Genomic DNA, 14,613 nt, shown 5'->3' on the forward strand with positions numbered 1-14,613 from the left:
AATCTACTAGTAGATCCTGGCCGACGTGTAGGACAGCGTGAAGCCGGTGTTGACCAGGGTTCCCGCCGAGTCGAAGCAGGCCACCCACACCGAGGCGTTGTCGGGGCCCGAGTAGTCGTTGAACTGCATCACGCCGCAGTGGTTGCCGTACCCGCTCGCGGTGACGTGCATGGTGCTCGGGATGTAGCCGTTGGCGAAGTGCGCTTTGTACTTGCCGGTCGACGTCCGGTCCAGGGTGACGGGTGTGCCGCCGGAGGACCACCGCACGGTGGCGGTGGGCGCCGCGGCGGCGGGGGAATCGGTGGTCACGACGTAGTCGCCGACGGGCTTGCGCGGGTCGTCCAGGAAGTTCTGGCGCACGGCGAACGCCGCCGTGAACATCGTGTCCGCCGCCGTGCCGTCCGGTGCCGTGCACGCGAGGTCGACGGAGTCGCCCCGGCGGCCGGTGACGGCGCAGTGCCGGGGGAGGGCGCCGACGGCCGTCAGGTCCACCGCGCCCCCGGCGGACCCGGGCAGGTCCGCGGTGTACCGGCCGACCGCGGTCCGGGTGACGGCGCCGGCGTTCACGCCGTGCGCCCCGTCCGGGGTGAACGTCGCCGCCGCCGGTTGGTCGTCGAAGACGAAACCACGCGCCCCGGTGGCCCGGCCCGCCGTGTACCGGAGGAAGAACGGCTGGTCGACCGGCGTTCCGGCGAGGTCGGAGCACAGCACGTCGATCACCTCGTCGGCGCCGTCCTGGTACCACCCCCGGGGCTGGCAGGAGCCACCCGGGCGGTACGGGGTGACGCCTCCCCACGCGGCGTAGTCCTGGATCGTCACCTGCACGCTCCCGCCGGGCGCGCCGACGGCGGGCAGCCGGACCCGGTGCACCCCGACGGCGACGTGGGTGGCGGTCGGGTGGCCCGCCGGGGGTGAGGACATCCGCCACGGGCCGTAGGTCCAGTTCGCCTCGCCGTTGTCCGGGACACCCGGCCCCGACAGCGCGTGGGTGCTGCCCAGCGGTCGGTCGACGTACCACACGCGGGCGAAACCCCAGGTCGCCGGCACCGGCTCGGTGGTGGGCCCGGTGCCGGGATCGCCGCGGTGCCCCTGGTCCTGGTCGTGCTGCGGGTCGGCGCCGATCCCCGTGGCCCGGTTCGCGGACGTGCCCGCCGTCATCGTCGTCGTCACGGTGGTGGTGGTGGTCGACCCCGGTGGAAGCGCGACGCCGTCGGGCACCCGGGCGGTGGTGGTCGTGGTGGGACCGGCCTTGCCGTCCACGCCCGTCGCCTCCACGTGGCTGTCCGGTGACGGGGGGAGCGCGTCGGCCTGCTCGTGGTTGCCGGACGCCGTCATCGTCGCCAGGACGACGCCGACGACGGCCACCGCCGACGCCGCCACCCGGAGCACCCCGGGGTTGTCCTGGACGAACCGCACCAGGTGCAGCCCGCCCGGCGTGCTCGTCACCACGCTCACGCACACGTCGCGCACGGCCTTCACCGCGGTGGCGGCGGCCGACGCCACCGCCGTGCCGGTCGACTCGGCCAGGCCGAGCGGCGCTCCGCCCGCAGCGGGCAGGGGGGTCCGGTTCGCCACGCGGTGGACCTCGGCGTCGAGCTCGCGGACGCGGGTGGCCAACCGGTCGTCGTGGTCGTCGCGGTCCAGGCTCGCGATGGCGGCGGCGAGCAGCTCGGCGGCCTGCCGCGTGCTGCCGTCGTGCAGTCGGCGCACCGCCAGGGCGTAGCGGAACGACAGCTCGTCGCGCACCGATCCGGCACCGGCGGCGGCGCGCAGCCCGAGGTGGAGCACCACGGCCAGCGCGCCCCAGTGCCGTGACAGCGCCAGGGCGTTCACGGCGGCACGGGCCAGCGACAGCGCGTCCTCGTGCAGTTCCGCCGCGACGGACCGGCTCAACGCCCGCTCGACGACCCGGACCTCCGACGCCACCTCGGCCGGGGACGCCGTGGTGACCCAGTGCGTGATGCGTTCGACCAGCGGGGGCAGGTCGGCGTCCGCGACGGGTGGCGTGGTCGCCAGGACCTCGGTCGCGGCGACGTACCGGCCGTCGACCAGGACGGCGACGCGCGCGGGCAGGAGGTCCGCCGCCCCGGTGGAGCCGGAGACCGCGGCGAGCAGGTCCCCGCCCCACCCGACCTCGCCCAGCGCGCCGAGCGTCGCCAGGGCGGCCCGGCCGTCGTCGGTGAGCCGGTCCAGCACCCGGGGCACCAGTTCGCGCAGCACGTCGGTGTCGGTCACGTGCTCGGGCACCACGCCGTGCGTGCCGACGACGCGCCGCCACACCGCCCGCGCCACCAGCCGCGCGGGGTTGCCGCCGCAGTCCGCCCAGTCGCGCTCCACCACCGGGAGGTCGACCGGGTCGCCGACCTCGTCGCGCACCACGGCGACCGCGTCGTCCAGCGGCAGCCCCGGCAGCACCCGCTGCTTCGCCACCCGGAACAGGTCGTCGTGCCGTGAAGTGAGGACGAAGACGCTGCGCGGCATGGACGCCAGCACCTCGCGGGCCCCGTCGGCGGACACCTCCACGCCGTCGAGCACCACGACCGCGCGGACGTCGCGCAGCATCCGCAGGGCGTCGGCGCGCGGCACGACCCGGTCCGGCGGGACCTCGAAGCACTCGTGCACCAGCAGCTGGACGATGTCGTCGACGTCCGGCGGGAGGTCCGGCGGCCACAGCACCGGCGCGTCGGCCACCGCCAGCAGCCCCGCGTTGACCGCGTGCCGGACGAGCAGGGACTTCCCGATGCCGGCGGGCCCCACCAGCGCGACGTGCCGCCCGGCGGCCACGTTGTCGCGCAGGAAGGCCAGGTCCTCGTCACGGCCCCGCGGGGTCGCGCGCAGGCCGAAGTCCACCGGACGTGGTTCGGCTCGCGGGTACCCGGCGCCCGACGCGCGCCGGTGTTCCGCCACCCGCTGGTCGATGACCTCGTGGACGTGCAGGTCCCGCCCCGCCTGGTACGACCGCGAGCCCCCGGACACGACGGTGTGCTGGACGAGAGTCGATCTCCGCCCCCGGGACCACCACATGCCCATCCGGCAATGGTGCTACGGCGGGCGCGGGCGAAGTCCGCAATGGTGCGGAACCGCGGCCGGTCCTCATCGGAGTTCTCCCGGTGAGGTGACCGGAGGGCCGGTGGCGGTCCGGTGGCGGCCGGACCTGATCCGGGCGCCGGCTCCACCCGGCGGTCGCGGGTGGAGGCACCGCGGCGGCGGTCGACGCCGATGACCTCGTCGTCGCCGGTCAGCCGGGTTGCAGCCCGAGAATTCTAGCCCGAAGGGGCTAACGGCCTGCGGCCGTTCGCCGATGCCACTGATGACGGTGCGCACCGCCTCCACATCCGATGACCCCGCCCGCGTGGCGGAAGATCGTGAAGGAGCGTCCCATGACCACTCGTACCCGTCTCGCGGCGGTACTGGCCGCACTCGCCGCCGCCGCAACCGTTTCCCTGGCCACGGCCGGCACTGCCTCCGCGGCCACCGCCGACAACACCCTCCACAACGTCGACAAGGGCGTCGGGGAGATCACTGAGGGTGTCGGTGACATCCTCAAGGGTGCTCTCGCTTTCGGCCAGGGCTGAGGTGACCGCACGTGCCGGGTGCTCCTCGGGTGCGCGGCCGCGGACGGCAGGTTGATCACTCGTGATGTGCTGCCCCGGAGCGGTGACGCGAAGATCGTCGTCGTTCCGGGGACGGCTCGGCCGACCGGTCGTCGCCGAGCGGGATGTCCTCGGCGACGGGCCGGAACAGGCCGAAGTGGACGATGGTCGGGTAGTGCGGCGGTTCCCCGACCGGGGATGAGCCGGGAGGTCGGTCGTCGCCGGGGTTCCGCGCCTTCCCGACGACCGGGTCGCCCACCTGCCCCGCGCTCTCGACGTCGGCCGGCGGCGACCTCGACGGCCGACCGGGATCGTCCACGGTGGACGTCGGTCAGCGGTGGAAGCGCGTCGTCTCCGACAGGGGTTCGCGGCCGACGTCGACGGTGTTGATCGGGGCGTCGGGGTCGGCGTACCCGAACGAGATGCCCAGCAACAGCTTCCCGCCCGGGATGCCGAGCGTTTCGCGGATCGTCCCGCTGTAGAAGCTCAGCACCCCCTGGGGGCAACTGGCCACCCCGTGGGCGGCCATGGCCAGCAGCAGCGTCTGCGCGTACATGCCGACGTCCGCGGTCAGCCGCGGGTTGCCCGACTCCGGCGCGTACAGCAGGGCGACGTGGGGGGCGTCGTAGAACCTGAGGCTCTTGAGGTCGTAGGCGGTGCGCAGGTCCTCGTCGCCGCGGCCGATGCCGAGGGCGTGGTAGACCGCGGCGCCGAAGGCGGCCCGCCTGCGTTGGTGCACCGGTGAGTAGATGCTCTCGTCGTAGGCGAAGTCCGGCGTCCGCCTGCCGGCCCGGTGGGCGGCCACGAGGGCGTCGGCGAGCCTGTCCCGGGCGGGGCCGCTGACCACCTCGACCTGCCAGGGCTGCGCGTTGGAGTTCGACGGTGCCGAGCCGGCCAGGCCGAAGACGGCCTCGATCGTCTCGTCCGGGACGGGGTCGGGCAGGAACGCCCTGGTCGCGCGCCTGTTGCGGATGAGCTGCCCCACGGTGTCGGCGAGTGCGGTCGGTGTCACCCTGTCTCCTCAAGTACACGCTTGCGTTTACTTGGGCGACCGTAGCGCACCGCCGCCCGTCATGTAAACGCTGGCGTATAGTTGGGTCATGAGCGCAGAACCGGCGCGCCGGGCCGGGCGAGGCGGCCGGGAACGCGTGCTGACCGCCGCGAGCAGCCTGTTCGCCCGGCGCGGCATCACCGCGACCACGATGGAGGACGTCGCCGCCGAGGCCCCGGTCTCCAAGCGGACCCTCTACGCCCACTTCCCCACCAAGGAGGACCTGGTCCTCGCGCAGTTGGAGCACGTCCTGGGCTCCGGCTACACCCTGCTGGAGACCCTGACGCGCGCCGACGTGCCGCCCCGGGACCGGATCCTCGCGATGTTCACCGTGCGGCCGTGGCCGGACGGGACCGTCCGCGGCTGCCCGTTCATCCACGCCGCGACCGAGCACCCGGACCCCGCCAGCCCGGTGCACGCCTTCGCCCGCGAGCAGAAGATCCGCATGCTCGCCCTGGTGACCGGTCTCGTGGACGAACTCGGCATCGACGACCCGCACCTGCTCGCCGAACAGCTCGTCACCCTCGCCGACGGTGCCGTGAGCCGCGCCATGGTCCTCAACGACCCCGACTACGGCCGGCACGCCCGTGCGGCCGCCGAGACGCTGCTCGACCACGCGCCGCGCCGGTCGGCCGCTCCGGGGCCCTGACCCGCGGCCGGGTCCTCAGTCCCGCGGCACCAGGTAGCCGCGGGAGAACGCGGCGGCCACGGCGGCCGCCCGGTCGTTGACGCCCAGCTTCGCGTACACGTGCAGCAGGTGCGTCTTGACCGTCGTCTCGCTGATGAACAGCCGCTTGGCCGCCTCGCGGTTCGTCGACCCCCCGGCGATCAGCTCCAGCACCTCCAGCTCGCGCTGCGACAGCGGCGCCGGGGCCGGTTTGCGCACCTGCCCCACGAGCCGGGTCGCGACGGTGGGGGACAGCACCGCCTGCCCCCGCGCCGCGGCCTCCACCGCGCGGACCAGTTCCTCCCTCGGCGCGTCCTTGAGCAGGTAGCCGGTGGCGCCGGCCTCGATGGCCGGCAGCACGTGGCTGTCCGTGTCGTACGTGGTGAGCACCAGCACCCGTGACGGCACGCCGCGCTCCGCCAGCTCCCTGATGGCGGTGACCCCGTCGGTCCCGGGCATCCGCAGGTCCATGAGGATCACGTCGGGGCGGAGCCGGTCCCCGGCCGCGACCGCCTCCGCGCCGTCACCGGCCTCGCCGACCACCTCGAAGCGCGGGTCGGCGCCGAACATGCCCCGCAGCCCGTCCCGCACCACCGGGTGGTCGTCGACGATCAGCAGCGAGATCACCCCGCGCCCCCGGCGGGGATCGCCGGCACCGTCACCGTGATCGCGGTGCCCCCGCCCGGCTCGGACTCGACGTCCAGCCGCCCCGCGAGGCGCTGCACCCGCTGCCGCATGCCGGCGAGCCCGAAGCCGCCGTCCGGGGAACCGCCCGCGCGCCTGGCGTCGGGCCGGAAGCCCACCCCGTCGTCGAGCACGTCGAGCGTCACCAGCTCCTCCATGTACGACAGGGTCAGGGCGACCCGACCGGCTCGGGCGTGCTTGGCGACGTTGGCGAGCGCCTCCTGGGCGGTCCGCAGCAGCGCCACCTCGACGTCGGTGTGCATCGGCCGGGCGTCGCCGGTCGTGGTCACCACCGCCTCGACCCGGTTCACCTCCGACCAGCGCCTGGCCACGTCGCCGATCGCGTCCGGCAGGCGGGCCTCCGCCAGCGCGGACGGCCCCACCGCGTGCACCGTCCGGCGGGCCTCGGCGAGGCTCTCGCGGGCCAGCTCCACCGCGTTCGCCACGTGCCGGCGCGACGTCGCCGGTTCGTCGGCCGCCTGCTCGGCGGCCTGGAGCTGGGTGAGGATGCCGGCCAGGCCCTGGGCGAGGGTGTCGTGGATCTCCCGCGCCATCCGCTGCCGCTCGTCGAGCACGCCGGCCTCGCGGGCCTGCACCAGCAGCTGGGCGTGCAGGCCCGCGTTCTCCGCCAGCGCGGTCTCCAGCTCGGCGTTGGCCCGGTGCAGCTCGACCAGGGCCCGCTTCTGCCGGTGGTTGCGCCGGTCGGACATCACGTCGGCGTAGAAGGCCGCCGTGGCCAGCACCGTGGTGATCGCGGTGACGGCGGGCCACTTCCACCACTCCTCGGCGGTGATGGCGGCCGACCCGCCGATGTAGGAGACCGCCGCGACCGCGGACGTGACGGCCACGCCGACGTACCGCCACCGGCCCTTCAGGTACTGGAAGGCGTGCACGTAGCCGATGAAGGCGAAGAAGCCGAACCAGGGCGTGAGCAGCACCAGGCAGGCGGTCACCGCCACGAGCCCCGTGTAGTACAGGCCCATCAGCGGGCCGTTGCGGTGCAGCTCCGGGTGGAGCGTGTGGAACCACAGCACCCACGCGGTGAGCACGGCCGAGAGGCCGAGCACCGCGGGGAGGTGCACCGGCGCGTCCCAGAGCGGCTGCAGCAGCGTGAACAGGACGCTGACCGCCAGCAGCGGGTACGGGAGCACCCTCAGGACCGCGGTCTCCTTGCGCTCCCAGCGGTCGAACTCCTCGCGCAACTCGGCTTCGACGCCCACGACCTACTCCCAGCGGAAGAACCGCGCGGCCGGGATCCCGGCCAGGACCGCCCACCCCAGCACCACGGCCAGGTGCAGCGGCTGCGGCCAGTGGCCGACCGTGGCGTCCTGCAATGATTGCACGCCCGCGCCCAGCGGGGTGAAATCGCTGATCGAGCGCAGGACACCGGGCATGCTCTCGCGCGGCAACCAGAGGCCCGCGAAGAACACGAGCGGGAAGAACACCAGCGTCCCGATCGCGCCGGCGCTCCTGCCGGTCGACGCCAGGGACGCGACGAGCAGGCCGATCGTGAACACCGACAGCGCCGTCGGCAGGTAGCCCGCCAGGTAGGCGGGCAGGTGCCGGGGCAGGTCCACGCCGAACGCCAGTCGGCCGATGGCGAGCACGACCAGCGCGGTCGCCGCGGATAGGACCAGGGCCATCAGCAGTTGCGCGCCGAGCATGGCCCTCGGCTCGACCGGCGTGGTCCGCATGCGCCGCAGCACGCCCTTCTCCCGGTAGGTGGCGAACAGCTGGGGCAGGCAGTTGAACGCGAACATCGCCAGGCCCAGCGCGACGGTGATCGGCACGTACAGGTCGATCGCCCGCAGGCCGCCGGCGTCGTCGGAGGGTTCGCGCATCGCGGGGATGGCACCGAAGACGACCAGCAGGAGCGGGGGGAAGGCGAGCGTGAAGAACACCAGCACCGGCTCGCGGAAGAACAGCCTGGTCTCGGTGGCGGTGAGTCGGGACAGGGCGGGCACGGCGGTCTCCTCGGGGGTTGGCGGAGCGGCTCGGGGGTCGGCTGGGCGGCTCGGGGGTTGGCTGGGCGGCTCAGGGGTTGGCGGGGCGGCCGGTCAGCGCGACGAACGCGTCGTCCAGCGAGGTCTGCTCGACCCGCAGCTCGGCCGCGGTGATCCGGTGGCGGGCCAGCACGGCGGTCACCGCGAGCAGCAGGTCCCCGGTGCCGGTCACGACCAGCCGGTCACCGGCCTGCTCGACGGAGGCGACCTGGGGCAGCGCCGTCAGCACGGCGTGGTCCAGCGGCGCGGACGGCCGGAAGCGGATGCGCTGCCGGTCACCGATCCGCGAGACCAGCCCGGCCGGGGAGTCGAGCGCGACGACCCGGCCGGAGTCGATCACGGCCAGCCGGTCGCAGAGCCGTTCAGCCTCCTCCATGAAGTGCGTGACCAGCAGGATCGTCACACCGCGGTCCCGGACGCCCGCGATGAGGTCCCACGCGTCGCGGCGGGCCTGCGGGTCCAGGCCGGTGGTCAGCTCGTCGAGCACCGCCACCCGCGGCCCGCCGATCAGCGCGAGCGCGATCGACAGCCGCTGCTTCTGCCCGCCGGACAGCCGCCGGAACTGCGTGCCGAGCTTGTCGCTCAGGCGCAGCACCTCGACCAGCTCCCGCCAGTCGGCCGGTCGGCGGTAGAAGGAGCTGTAGAGCTCCAGCGCCTCGCGGACCTTGAGCTTGTCCGGCAGCTCGCTCTCCTGGAGCTGCGCGCCGAGCAACTGCCGCAGCTCGCCGGTGTCACGACGCGGGTCGAGGCCGCAGACGCGGATGGTGCCGCCGTCCGGGGTGCGCAACCCCTCGACGCACTCGACGGTCGTGGTCTTGCCGGCCCCGTTGGGCCCCAGGATGCCGAAGATCTCGCCCTGCTCGACGGCGAAGCCGACCCCGTCCACCGCGGTGTGGTCGCCGTAGCGCTTGACGAGGTCGTGTACCTCGATGATCGCCATGCGGGGAAGCCTGCCGCCCGCGCGGGCGCGCCGGATCGACCACGCGGGCGGGGATCACCGCGGACGCGGTAGACCCCTTCCATCCTCCGATCGGAGGATGGAAGGCGGGGCGGTGGCGTGCTCACCGCCCGCTTCGCCGGGCGGCACCCCGTGCCGTCCGGGAAGTCGACGCCGTCGGTGGAGGGCCGCGTTCCCGTGCCGCGGCAACGATCACCGGGCAGGACTCCGTGCGGCCGCCGCGCTGCTCCGACGGGCTGTCGCGATATCGGACTTGTCCGATAAGCTGATGACGTGCACCGGAGGCGACAGTCTCCGGATGCCGTCCAGGTCCGGCTGAGCCCGTTGCTGATCGAGTCGCTGCCCACGGAGATCGTCGCCGAGCAGTCGCGCGTGCTGCTCAAGCCCGAACACGCCGCGATGGCCGCGGCCCGCATCACCGACCGGGCTGTTCGACGTGCCTCCAGGACAACGCGTTAGCTGTTCGACGCCCTTCACCGCATGAACGACCCGCAGCGCGGCGCTCGCCCCGCTGTCCCGCCGGTCGCACTGTCGCCCCGTCGGTACGCGTCCGCCCGGTCGGACGCGGGAGGAGTGGTCATGGAAGAGAGAACGGACTGGTCGAGGCGCGCGTTCCTCGGGACGGGCGCGCTGGGCGTGCTCGGCCTCGCCGCGTGCGGGGGCGGTCCCGCCGCGCCGCAGGTCGACGTCCAGGTGCCCCAGGCGCTGCTCGACCAGGCGGCCGCGCTCCGCGGCGGGTCGGTGGGGATGCTCTCGCAGAAGCTGTACTCGGAGGCCGCCAACCAGGCGCTGGACCGGTCGCTGCAGGCGTTCGCGCAGGCGACCGGCACCACGGTCGGCAACGACCTGGTCTCCGGCGACGCCGGTGACATGGTCGCGAAGATGGACGCCGACGTGAAGGCGGGCACCAACCGCGACCTGGCCTTCATGAGCGACCGGCGGTTCGTCGGCCAGCTCCACAACCTCGGCCACCTCACCGACGTCACCGACGTGGTCGAGGAGATGCGCACCCTCTACGGGGAGCCCGCGACGGAGGCGACCAACTTCTGCGTGTTCGACGGGCGCTGGTACGCGATCCCGTACCACTTCATCGCGTTCGCGATGTACCTGCGCAAGGACTGGTACGAGGAGAAGGGGCTCCCGCTCAAGCCCCACTACACGTGGGAGGAGCTGCGCGACAACGCGCTGGAGGTCTCCGACCCGGCGAAGCGGCGCTTCGGCTGGGGCCTCACGGTGAACCGCTCGGGCGACGCCAACGGCTTCATCGCCAACGTCATCAACACCTATGGCGGGGCGATCGCGGACAACACCGGCACGAAGGTGGTGTTCAACTCGCCGGAGACCGTCGAGGCCGTCGCGTTCATCGGCGACCTCTACACGAACCCGAAGTACTCGCCGATGCTGCCGCCCGGGGTCGGGAGCTGGACCGACTCCAGCAACAACGAGAACTGGTTGGCCCGGATCCTGGGGCTCACGCTCAACCAGTTCAGCGTCTACGCCGACTCGAAGACCAAGAACAACCCGGTCTACGCCAACACGCACGTGTTCAACGGCGCCACCGGACCGGCGGTCGACCGGCCGCTGACCTACGGCGAGTCCAACTCGTTCGTCGTGTTCAAGGGGGCGAAGAACCCCGACCTCGCCAAGCTGGTGGCGAAGTTCATGGTCGGCGGGAGCGCGCTGCTCGGTGTCGCCAAGGAGGCACCGTGCCTGGTCAACCCCGCCTGGGACAAGGTGTGGGACTCCGACCCGTACTACACCGGCGGTGACCCGGCCTTCGCCGCGCTGCGGGAGCAGACCCGCGTGCGGCTCCCGATGACCACCAGGACCGGTTTCGCGTTCCCCCAGGCCCCGAGCCCCGGCGAGCAGGCCGCCACCGCCGCCTACCTGCTGACCGACATGATGCAGGCGGTCATCCAGGGCACCCGCCCGGCCGACGCCGTCGCCTCGACCCACGCCCGGATCGTCCAGGTCTTCGAGCAGCAGGGCTACCGGCAGTGACGGTCCTGCGCCCGCGGCCGGCGCCGACCCGTCCGGCGCCGGCCGCGTCGTCCCCGCTCACCAGGTCGCAGCGGTTGCTCGGGCGCGACTGGCGCCTCGCCGCGGTGTTCACCGGGCCGACGCTGCTGCTGGTCGCGGGCCTGATCCTGGTGCCGATCGCCGGCTCGGTGCTCACCAGCGCCACGGAGCGCCACGGTGCGGAGACGGTCTTCGTCGGGCTGGACAACTACACCGCCCTCGTCGACGACGCCGTGTTCCACAAGGGCGTGCTCAACTCGTTCGTCTTCACCGCGTACGCCGAGATCTTCAAGGTGACCCTCGGCCTCATCGCGGCGTTGATGCTGCACCACATGCGCCGCGGCCGGGCGGTCGTCGCCGGGGTGATCCTGCTGCCGTGGGTGGTGCCGACGGTCGTCACGGCCTTCACCTGGCGGTCCCTGTTCGACCCGATCTTCGGCAGCGTCAACGTCCTGCTCACCGACTCCGGCATCGGGCCCGCCCTCGCCGCCGTCGGGCTCGTCGACTCCTGGCCCGCCGAGTGGCTGTCCGACCCCGCGCTCGCGATGCCGGCGGTCATCCTGGTCAACGTCTGGAAGGGCATCCCCTTCTTCGCGGTGACGTTCCTCGCCGGGCTCAAGGCCATCGACAGCGGTCTCCACGAGGCGGCGATCGTGGACGGCGCCTCGCCGTGGCAGCGCTTCCGGCACATCACGCTGCCGGGCCTGCGCAACGTCATGATCGTGACGGTGCTGCTGTCGTCGATCTGGACGTTCAACAACTTCGACCTGATCTGGCTGATGACCCAGGGCGGACCGGGGGACGCCACCGCCCCGTACGTGATGGTGGCCTACTCGAAGGCCATCCAGCAGCTGCAGCTGGGCGCGGGCGCCGCGGTCACGCTGGTGATGCTCCCGATCATCGGCGTCCTCGTGGTGATCCTCGTGCGGATGATGCGACGCGGCGACCTGCCGGGCGCGGGCGACGCGGGGCGCAGGCGGCTGACCCCCGCCCAGCGCCGAGCGCTGCCGTGGGTGGTCGTGGCGGCCTCGGTGCTCGTGCTGGTCTGGGCGTCACCGCACATCGTGTGGAAGGCCGCGCTCGTGCTGGGCGTGTTCGTGGTGCTCGCGGCCGCCGTGGGACGGGTCGTCTCCGCGTTCGCCGCGCGGGGCAACCGGGTGGCCGCACGCCTGGTCGGCGGCGCGGGCTCGGGGGTCGCGCTCGTGGGCCTGCTGGGCTTCGTGCTCCTCCCGCTCTACTGGATGACGATCACGGCCTTCAAGTCCGACGACCAGATCGTCGCGCGCACCGACGACCTCTGGCCGACCCCGTGGACCACCGAGCAGTTCACGAACCTGTTCACGGGCCGGGCGTTCGGCACCTGGTACGCCAACACGGTCCTGGTGTCGGCGGCGTCCACCGCGATCGCCCTGGTCTGCGCGGCGCCGGCCGGCTACGCGCTGGCGCGGCTGAGGTTCCGGGGCTCGGCGAGCTTCACGGTGACGATCCTGCTCACCTACGTGATGCCGGGTGCGCTGCTGTTCATCCCGCTGTACCAGGTGGTGAGCGGGATCGGGCTCAACGACTCGCCGTGGTCGCTCGTGCTCGCCTACCCCACGTTCACCCTGCCGTTCGCGACGTGGCTGCTCGTGGGCTACTTCAAGTCGATCCCGGCCGACCTGGAGGAGGCCGCGCTGGTCGACGGCTGCACGCGGTTCGGGGCGTTCACCCGGATCGTGCTGCCGCTGGCCAAGCCGGGCCTGCTCGCGGTCGCGCTGTTCACGCTCACCAACGCGTGGAACGAGTTCCTGTTCGCCTTCGTGTTCATCACCAAGGAGGACTACAAGACGCTGCCCGTCGGCATGCAGTCGATGATCTTCGGTGACGTGGTGCCGCAGGGGCAGTTGGCCGCGGCCTCGCTGCTGATCAGCGTGCCGGTCGTGGTCATGTACGGGTTCGGGCAGCGGTTCCTGACCGACGGCTTGACCGCGGGGGCCGTGAAGGGGTGACCGCGCGGGGCGGCCGGTCCGGCCGCCGGCCGACCTGCGGATCGTCGTCCCGGTCTCCTCCGGGGGAGCGGCCTGACCGCTGGAGCGCGGCGAGCACCCCGGCCCGCGTCCCACCGGCGGTCGTCGACCGCGGGGTGGCGCCGGTGCGTCGCCGCGCGGGTTCGGGCTGCTCCAGGGTGTGCGGGTGTGCAGGCGGCGTGGTGTCCTCCCCGGTCCCGCGCCGGCGCGACAGCCCGACCGGTGGCTCCCCACCGGCCCGGTCGTGAGGGGTCAGCCGGTGTGGGGACCTCCGGTGTGCCGCGCTCGGGCGGGTCGGCGGTTGAGGTAGGCGGCCAGGCCGCCGAGTTCCTCGTTGGCGATGAACGCCGACCGCACGGTGAGGAGGGCTTCCTCGGCGTGGGCGTGGCAGCCCCAGGCCGCGTCGCCCCAGGCGTCGGCGACCTTGAGCTCGGCCGGTTCGGTGCACCCGTCGGCGCCGCCGAGCCGGCACTGCTCGGGGTGCGGCACGGCGGCCTGGGCGGCCGCGGCGGCGCGCATGCGGTCGGCCAGTTCCGCCGCGGCGGCGGCGCGCTGCTCCGCTTCGGCGCGCAGCTTCTGCTCCGCGCGCATCGCCCTGGTCAGCTCGGCGTGGGCCTGCTCGGCGCGGACCTCGGCGTCGCGGCGCGCCTGCTCGGTGTGGTGGCGTTCGATGGCCAGGGCCGCGGTGCCGGCGAAGACGCGGGCCAGGGCGAGGTCGAGCTCCTGCGGTGCGCGCGGGGTCCGGTGGTACATGGCGAAGGTGCCCAGCAGGCTCCCGTCGCGGGCCAGGATCGGGGTGGACCAGCAGGCGGCCACGCCGGCCTGCTCGGCCAGGTCGCGGAAGTCGTCCCAGAACGGGTCGGTGGCGATGTCGGTGACCACGACCGGCTCCCGCCGGTGGGCGGCCGTGCCGCAGGAGCCGACGCCCTCGCCGGTGGCGATCCCGTCGATGGCCTGGTTGTAGAAGTCGGGCAGGCTGGGCGCGGCGCCGTGGCGCAGGTGCCGGCCGTCGGGGTCGGCGAGCAGGACGGAGACGAGCACCTCCCGCGGGGCCAGGTCCTCGATGCAGCGGGCCATCCCGTCGAGGACCTCGGCCAGGGGCGCCTGCCGGGCGATCTGCTCCAGCAGGGCGCGGTGCTCGGCCATCAGGTGCTGGGCGTGCTTGACCTGGGTGGTCTCCACGCCGATCACCCGGATGCCGACGACGTCGCCCCGGCCGTCGCGGCGCGGCTCGTAGGTGAAGTCGAAGAACGCCTCCCGGGCGTGCGGGCCGGTGTCGAGCACCACCCGCACGTCGCGGCCGGTGTAGGGCTCACCGGTGCGGTAGACCTCGTCGAGCAGGGCGATGAAGCCCTGACCGGCCAGTTCGGGCATCAACTCGGCCAGCGGGACACCGGTGCGCGCCCGGTGCTCGCCGATGGTGGCGAGGAACGCCGGGTTCGCCGTCTCCACCACGTGCGCCGGCCCCGCCAGCGAGGCGAACACCGCGATGGACTGCCCGAACAAGGCCCGCAGGTCCTCGTCGGCCGCGGATTCCGCGGTGAAGGGGTGCTGGTCTGACGCCGCTGTCATCGTGTGGCCCGCTCCTCGTCCGTGGCGCCCATGGTAACGCCCGGGACGCGCCGAGGTGCG

Annotated in this window: 12 protein-coding genes; 5 read left to right on the top strand and 7 right to left on the bottom strand. The window is 73.4% G+C overall.

The genetic code is table 11. The annotated features are described in order from the left end of the window. Positions 1 to 6: 6 nt before the first annotated feature. Positions 7 to 2,976, bottom strand: a complete 2,970-nt coding sequence (locus EKG83_RS16085; RefSeq protein ID WP_033431027.1) for an ATP-binding protein — start codon at positions 2,974 to 2,976, stop codon at positions 7 to 9. Positions 2,977 to 3,380: 404 nt separating this feature from the next. Between EKG83_RS16085 and EKG83_RS16090 the strand changes: the two genes are divergently transcribed. Further along, positions 3,381 to 3,575 carry a hypothetical protein gene (locus EKG83_RS16090; protein WP_153278153.1) on the top strand — a complete coding sequence of 65 codons (195 nt, stop codon included), beginning with the start codon at positions 3,381 to 3,383 and terminating at the stop codon, positions 3,573 to 3,575. Between the two features lie 349 nt (positions 3,576 to 3,924). Here EKG83_RS16090 and EKG83_RS16095 read toward each other — a convergent pair whose 3' ends face one another. Continuing rightward, positions 3,925 to 4,605 (bottom strand): nitroreductase, encoded by a 681-nt coding sequence (locus EKG83_RS16095; RefSeq protein WP_033431025.1) that lies wholly within the window; start codon positions 4,603 to 4,605, stop codon positions 3,925 to 3,927. An 88-nt stretch (positions 4,606 to 4,693) separates the two neighbouring features. Between EKG83_RS16095 and EKG83_RS16100 the strand changes: the two genes are divergently transcribed. Next, positions 4,694 to 5,293, top strand: coding sequence for a TetR/AcrR family transcriptional regulator (locus EKG83_RS16100; protein ID WP_033431024.1), 600 nt, complete (start codon positions 4,694 to 4,696; stop codon positions 5,291 to 5,293). Positions 5,294 to 5,308: 15 nt separating this feature from the next. Here EKG83_RS16100 and EKG83_RS16105 read toward each other — a convergent pair whose 3' ends face one another. The 4 genes from EKG83_RS16105 to EKG83_RS16120 all read right to left on the bottom strand — a co-directional run bounded on the left by EKG83_RS16105 (position 5,309) and on the right by EKG83_RS16120 (position 8,938). Beyond that, positions 5,309 to 5,938, bottom strand: coding sequence for a response regulator (locus EKG83_RS16105; protein WP_033431023.1), 630 nt, complete (start codon positions 5,936 to 5,938; stop codon positions 5,309 to 5,311). Then, entirely contained in the window at positions 5,935 to 7,215 is a 1,281-nt protein-coding gene (locus tag EKG83_RS16110; RefSeq protein ID WP_033431022.1) for a sensor histidine kinase, read from the bottom strand. The genes EKG83_RS16105 and EKG83_RS16110 overlap by 4 nt, the downstream gene beginning before the upstream one ends. 3 nt (positions 7,216 to 7,218) lie before the next feature. Next, positions 7,219 to 7,959, bottom strand: coding sequence for an ABC transporter permease (locus tag EKG83_RS16115; RefSeq protein ID WP_033431021.1), 741 nt, complete (start codon positions 7,957 to 7,959; stop codon positions 7,219 to 7,221). A gap of 70 nt (positions 7,960 to 8,029) precedes the next feature. After that, positions 8,030 to 8,938, bottom strand: a complete 909-nt coding sequence (locus EKG83_RS16120; protein WP_033431020.1) for an ABC transporter ATP-binding protein — start codon at positions 8,936 to 8,938, stop codon at positions 8,030 to 8,032. Between the two features lie 291 nt (positions 8,939 to 9,229). On the opposite strand from EKG83_RS16120, the gene EKG83_RS47840 reads away from it, so the two are divergent. The 3 genes from EKG83_RS47840 to EKG83_RS16135 all read left to right on the top strand — a co-directional run bounded on the left by EKG83_RS47840 (position 9,230) and on the right by EKG83_RS16135 (position 12,963). Next, on the top strand, positions 9,230 to 9,415 hold the full coding sequence (locus EKG83_RS47840; RefSeq protein ID WP_033431019.1) for a hypothetical protein: 186 nt from the start codon (positions 9,230 to 9,232) through the stop codon (positions 9,413 to 9,415). A 120-nt stretch (positions 9,416 to 9,535) separates the two neighbouring features. Beyond that, positions 9,536 to 10,957, top strand: coding sequence for an ABC transporter substrate-binding protein (locus tag EKG83_RS16130; protein WP_033431018.1), 1,422 nt, complete (start codon positions 9,536 to 9,538; stop codon positions 10,955 to 10,957). Beyond that, entirely contained in the window at positions 10,954 to 12,963 is a 2,010-nt protein-coding gene (locus EKG83_RS16135) for an ABC transporter permease (RefSeq protein ID WP_033431017.1), read from the top strand. The genes EKG83_RS16130 and EKG83_RS16135 overlap by 4 nt, the downstream gene beginning before the upstream one ends. Before the next feature lie 270 nt (positions 12,964 to 13,233). Here EKG83_RS16135 and EKG83_RS16140 read toward each other — a convergent pair whose 3' ends face one another. Next, the gene (locus EKG83_RS16140) at positions 13,234 to 14,553 is read right to left on the bottom strand and encodes a GAF domain-containing protein (protein WP_051765730.1); all 1,320 of its coding nucleotides are present in this window, start codon (positions 14,551 to 14,553) and stop codon (positions 13,234 to 13,236) included. Between the last annotated feature and the right edge of the window lie 60 nt (positions 14,554 to 14,613).

Source organism: Saccharothrix syringae (assembly GCF_009498035.1).
Taxonomy (GTDB): Bacteria; Actinomycetota; Actinomycetes; order Mycobacteriales; family Pseudonocardiaceae; genus Actinosynnema; species Actinosynnema syringae.

Bases quoted from the DNA above. Each gene is read 5' to 3' on its own strand.
- EKG83_RS16090 (WP_153278153.1), top strand. From the start codon at position 3,381: ATGACCACTCGTACCCGTCTCGCGGCGGTACTGGCCGCACTCGCCGCC.
- EKG83_RS16100 (WP_033431024.1), top strand. From the start codon at position 4,694: ATGAGCGCAGAACCGGCGCGCCGGGCCGGGCGAGGCGGCCGGGAACGC.
- EKG83_RS16120 (WP_033431020.1), bottom strand. From the start codon at position 8,938: ATGGCGATCATCGAGGTACACGACCTCGTCAAGCGCTACGGCGACCAC.
- EKG83_RS16130 (WP_033431018.1), top strand. From the start codon at position 9,536: ATGGAAGAGAGAACGGACTGGTCGAGGCGCGCGTTCCTCGGGACGGGC.
- EKG83_RS16140 (WP_051765730.1), bottom strand. From the start codon at position 14,553: ATGACAGCGGCGTCAGACCAGCACCCCTTCACCGCGGAATCCGCGGCC.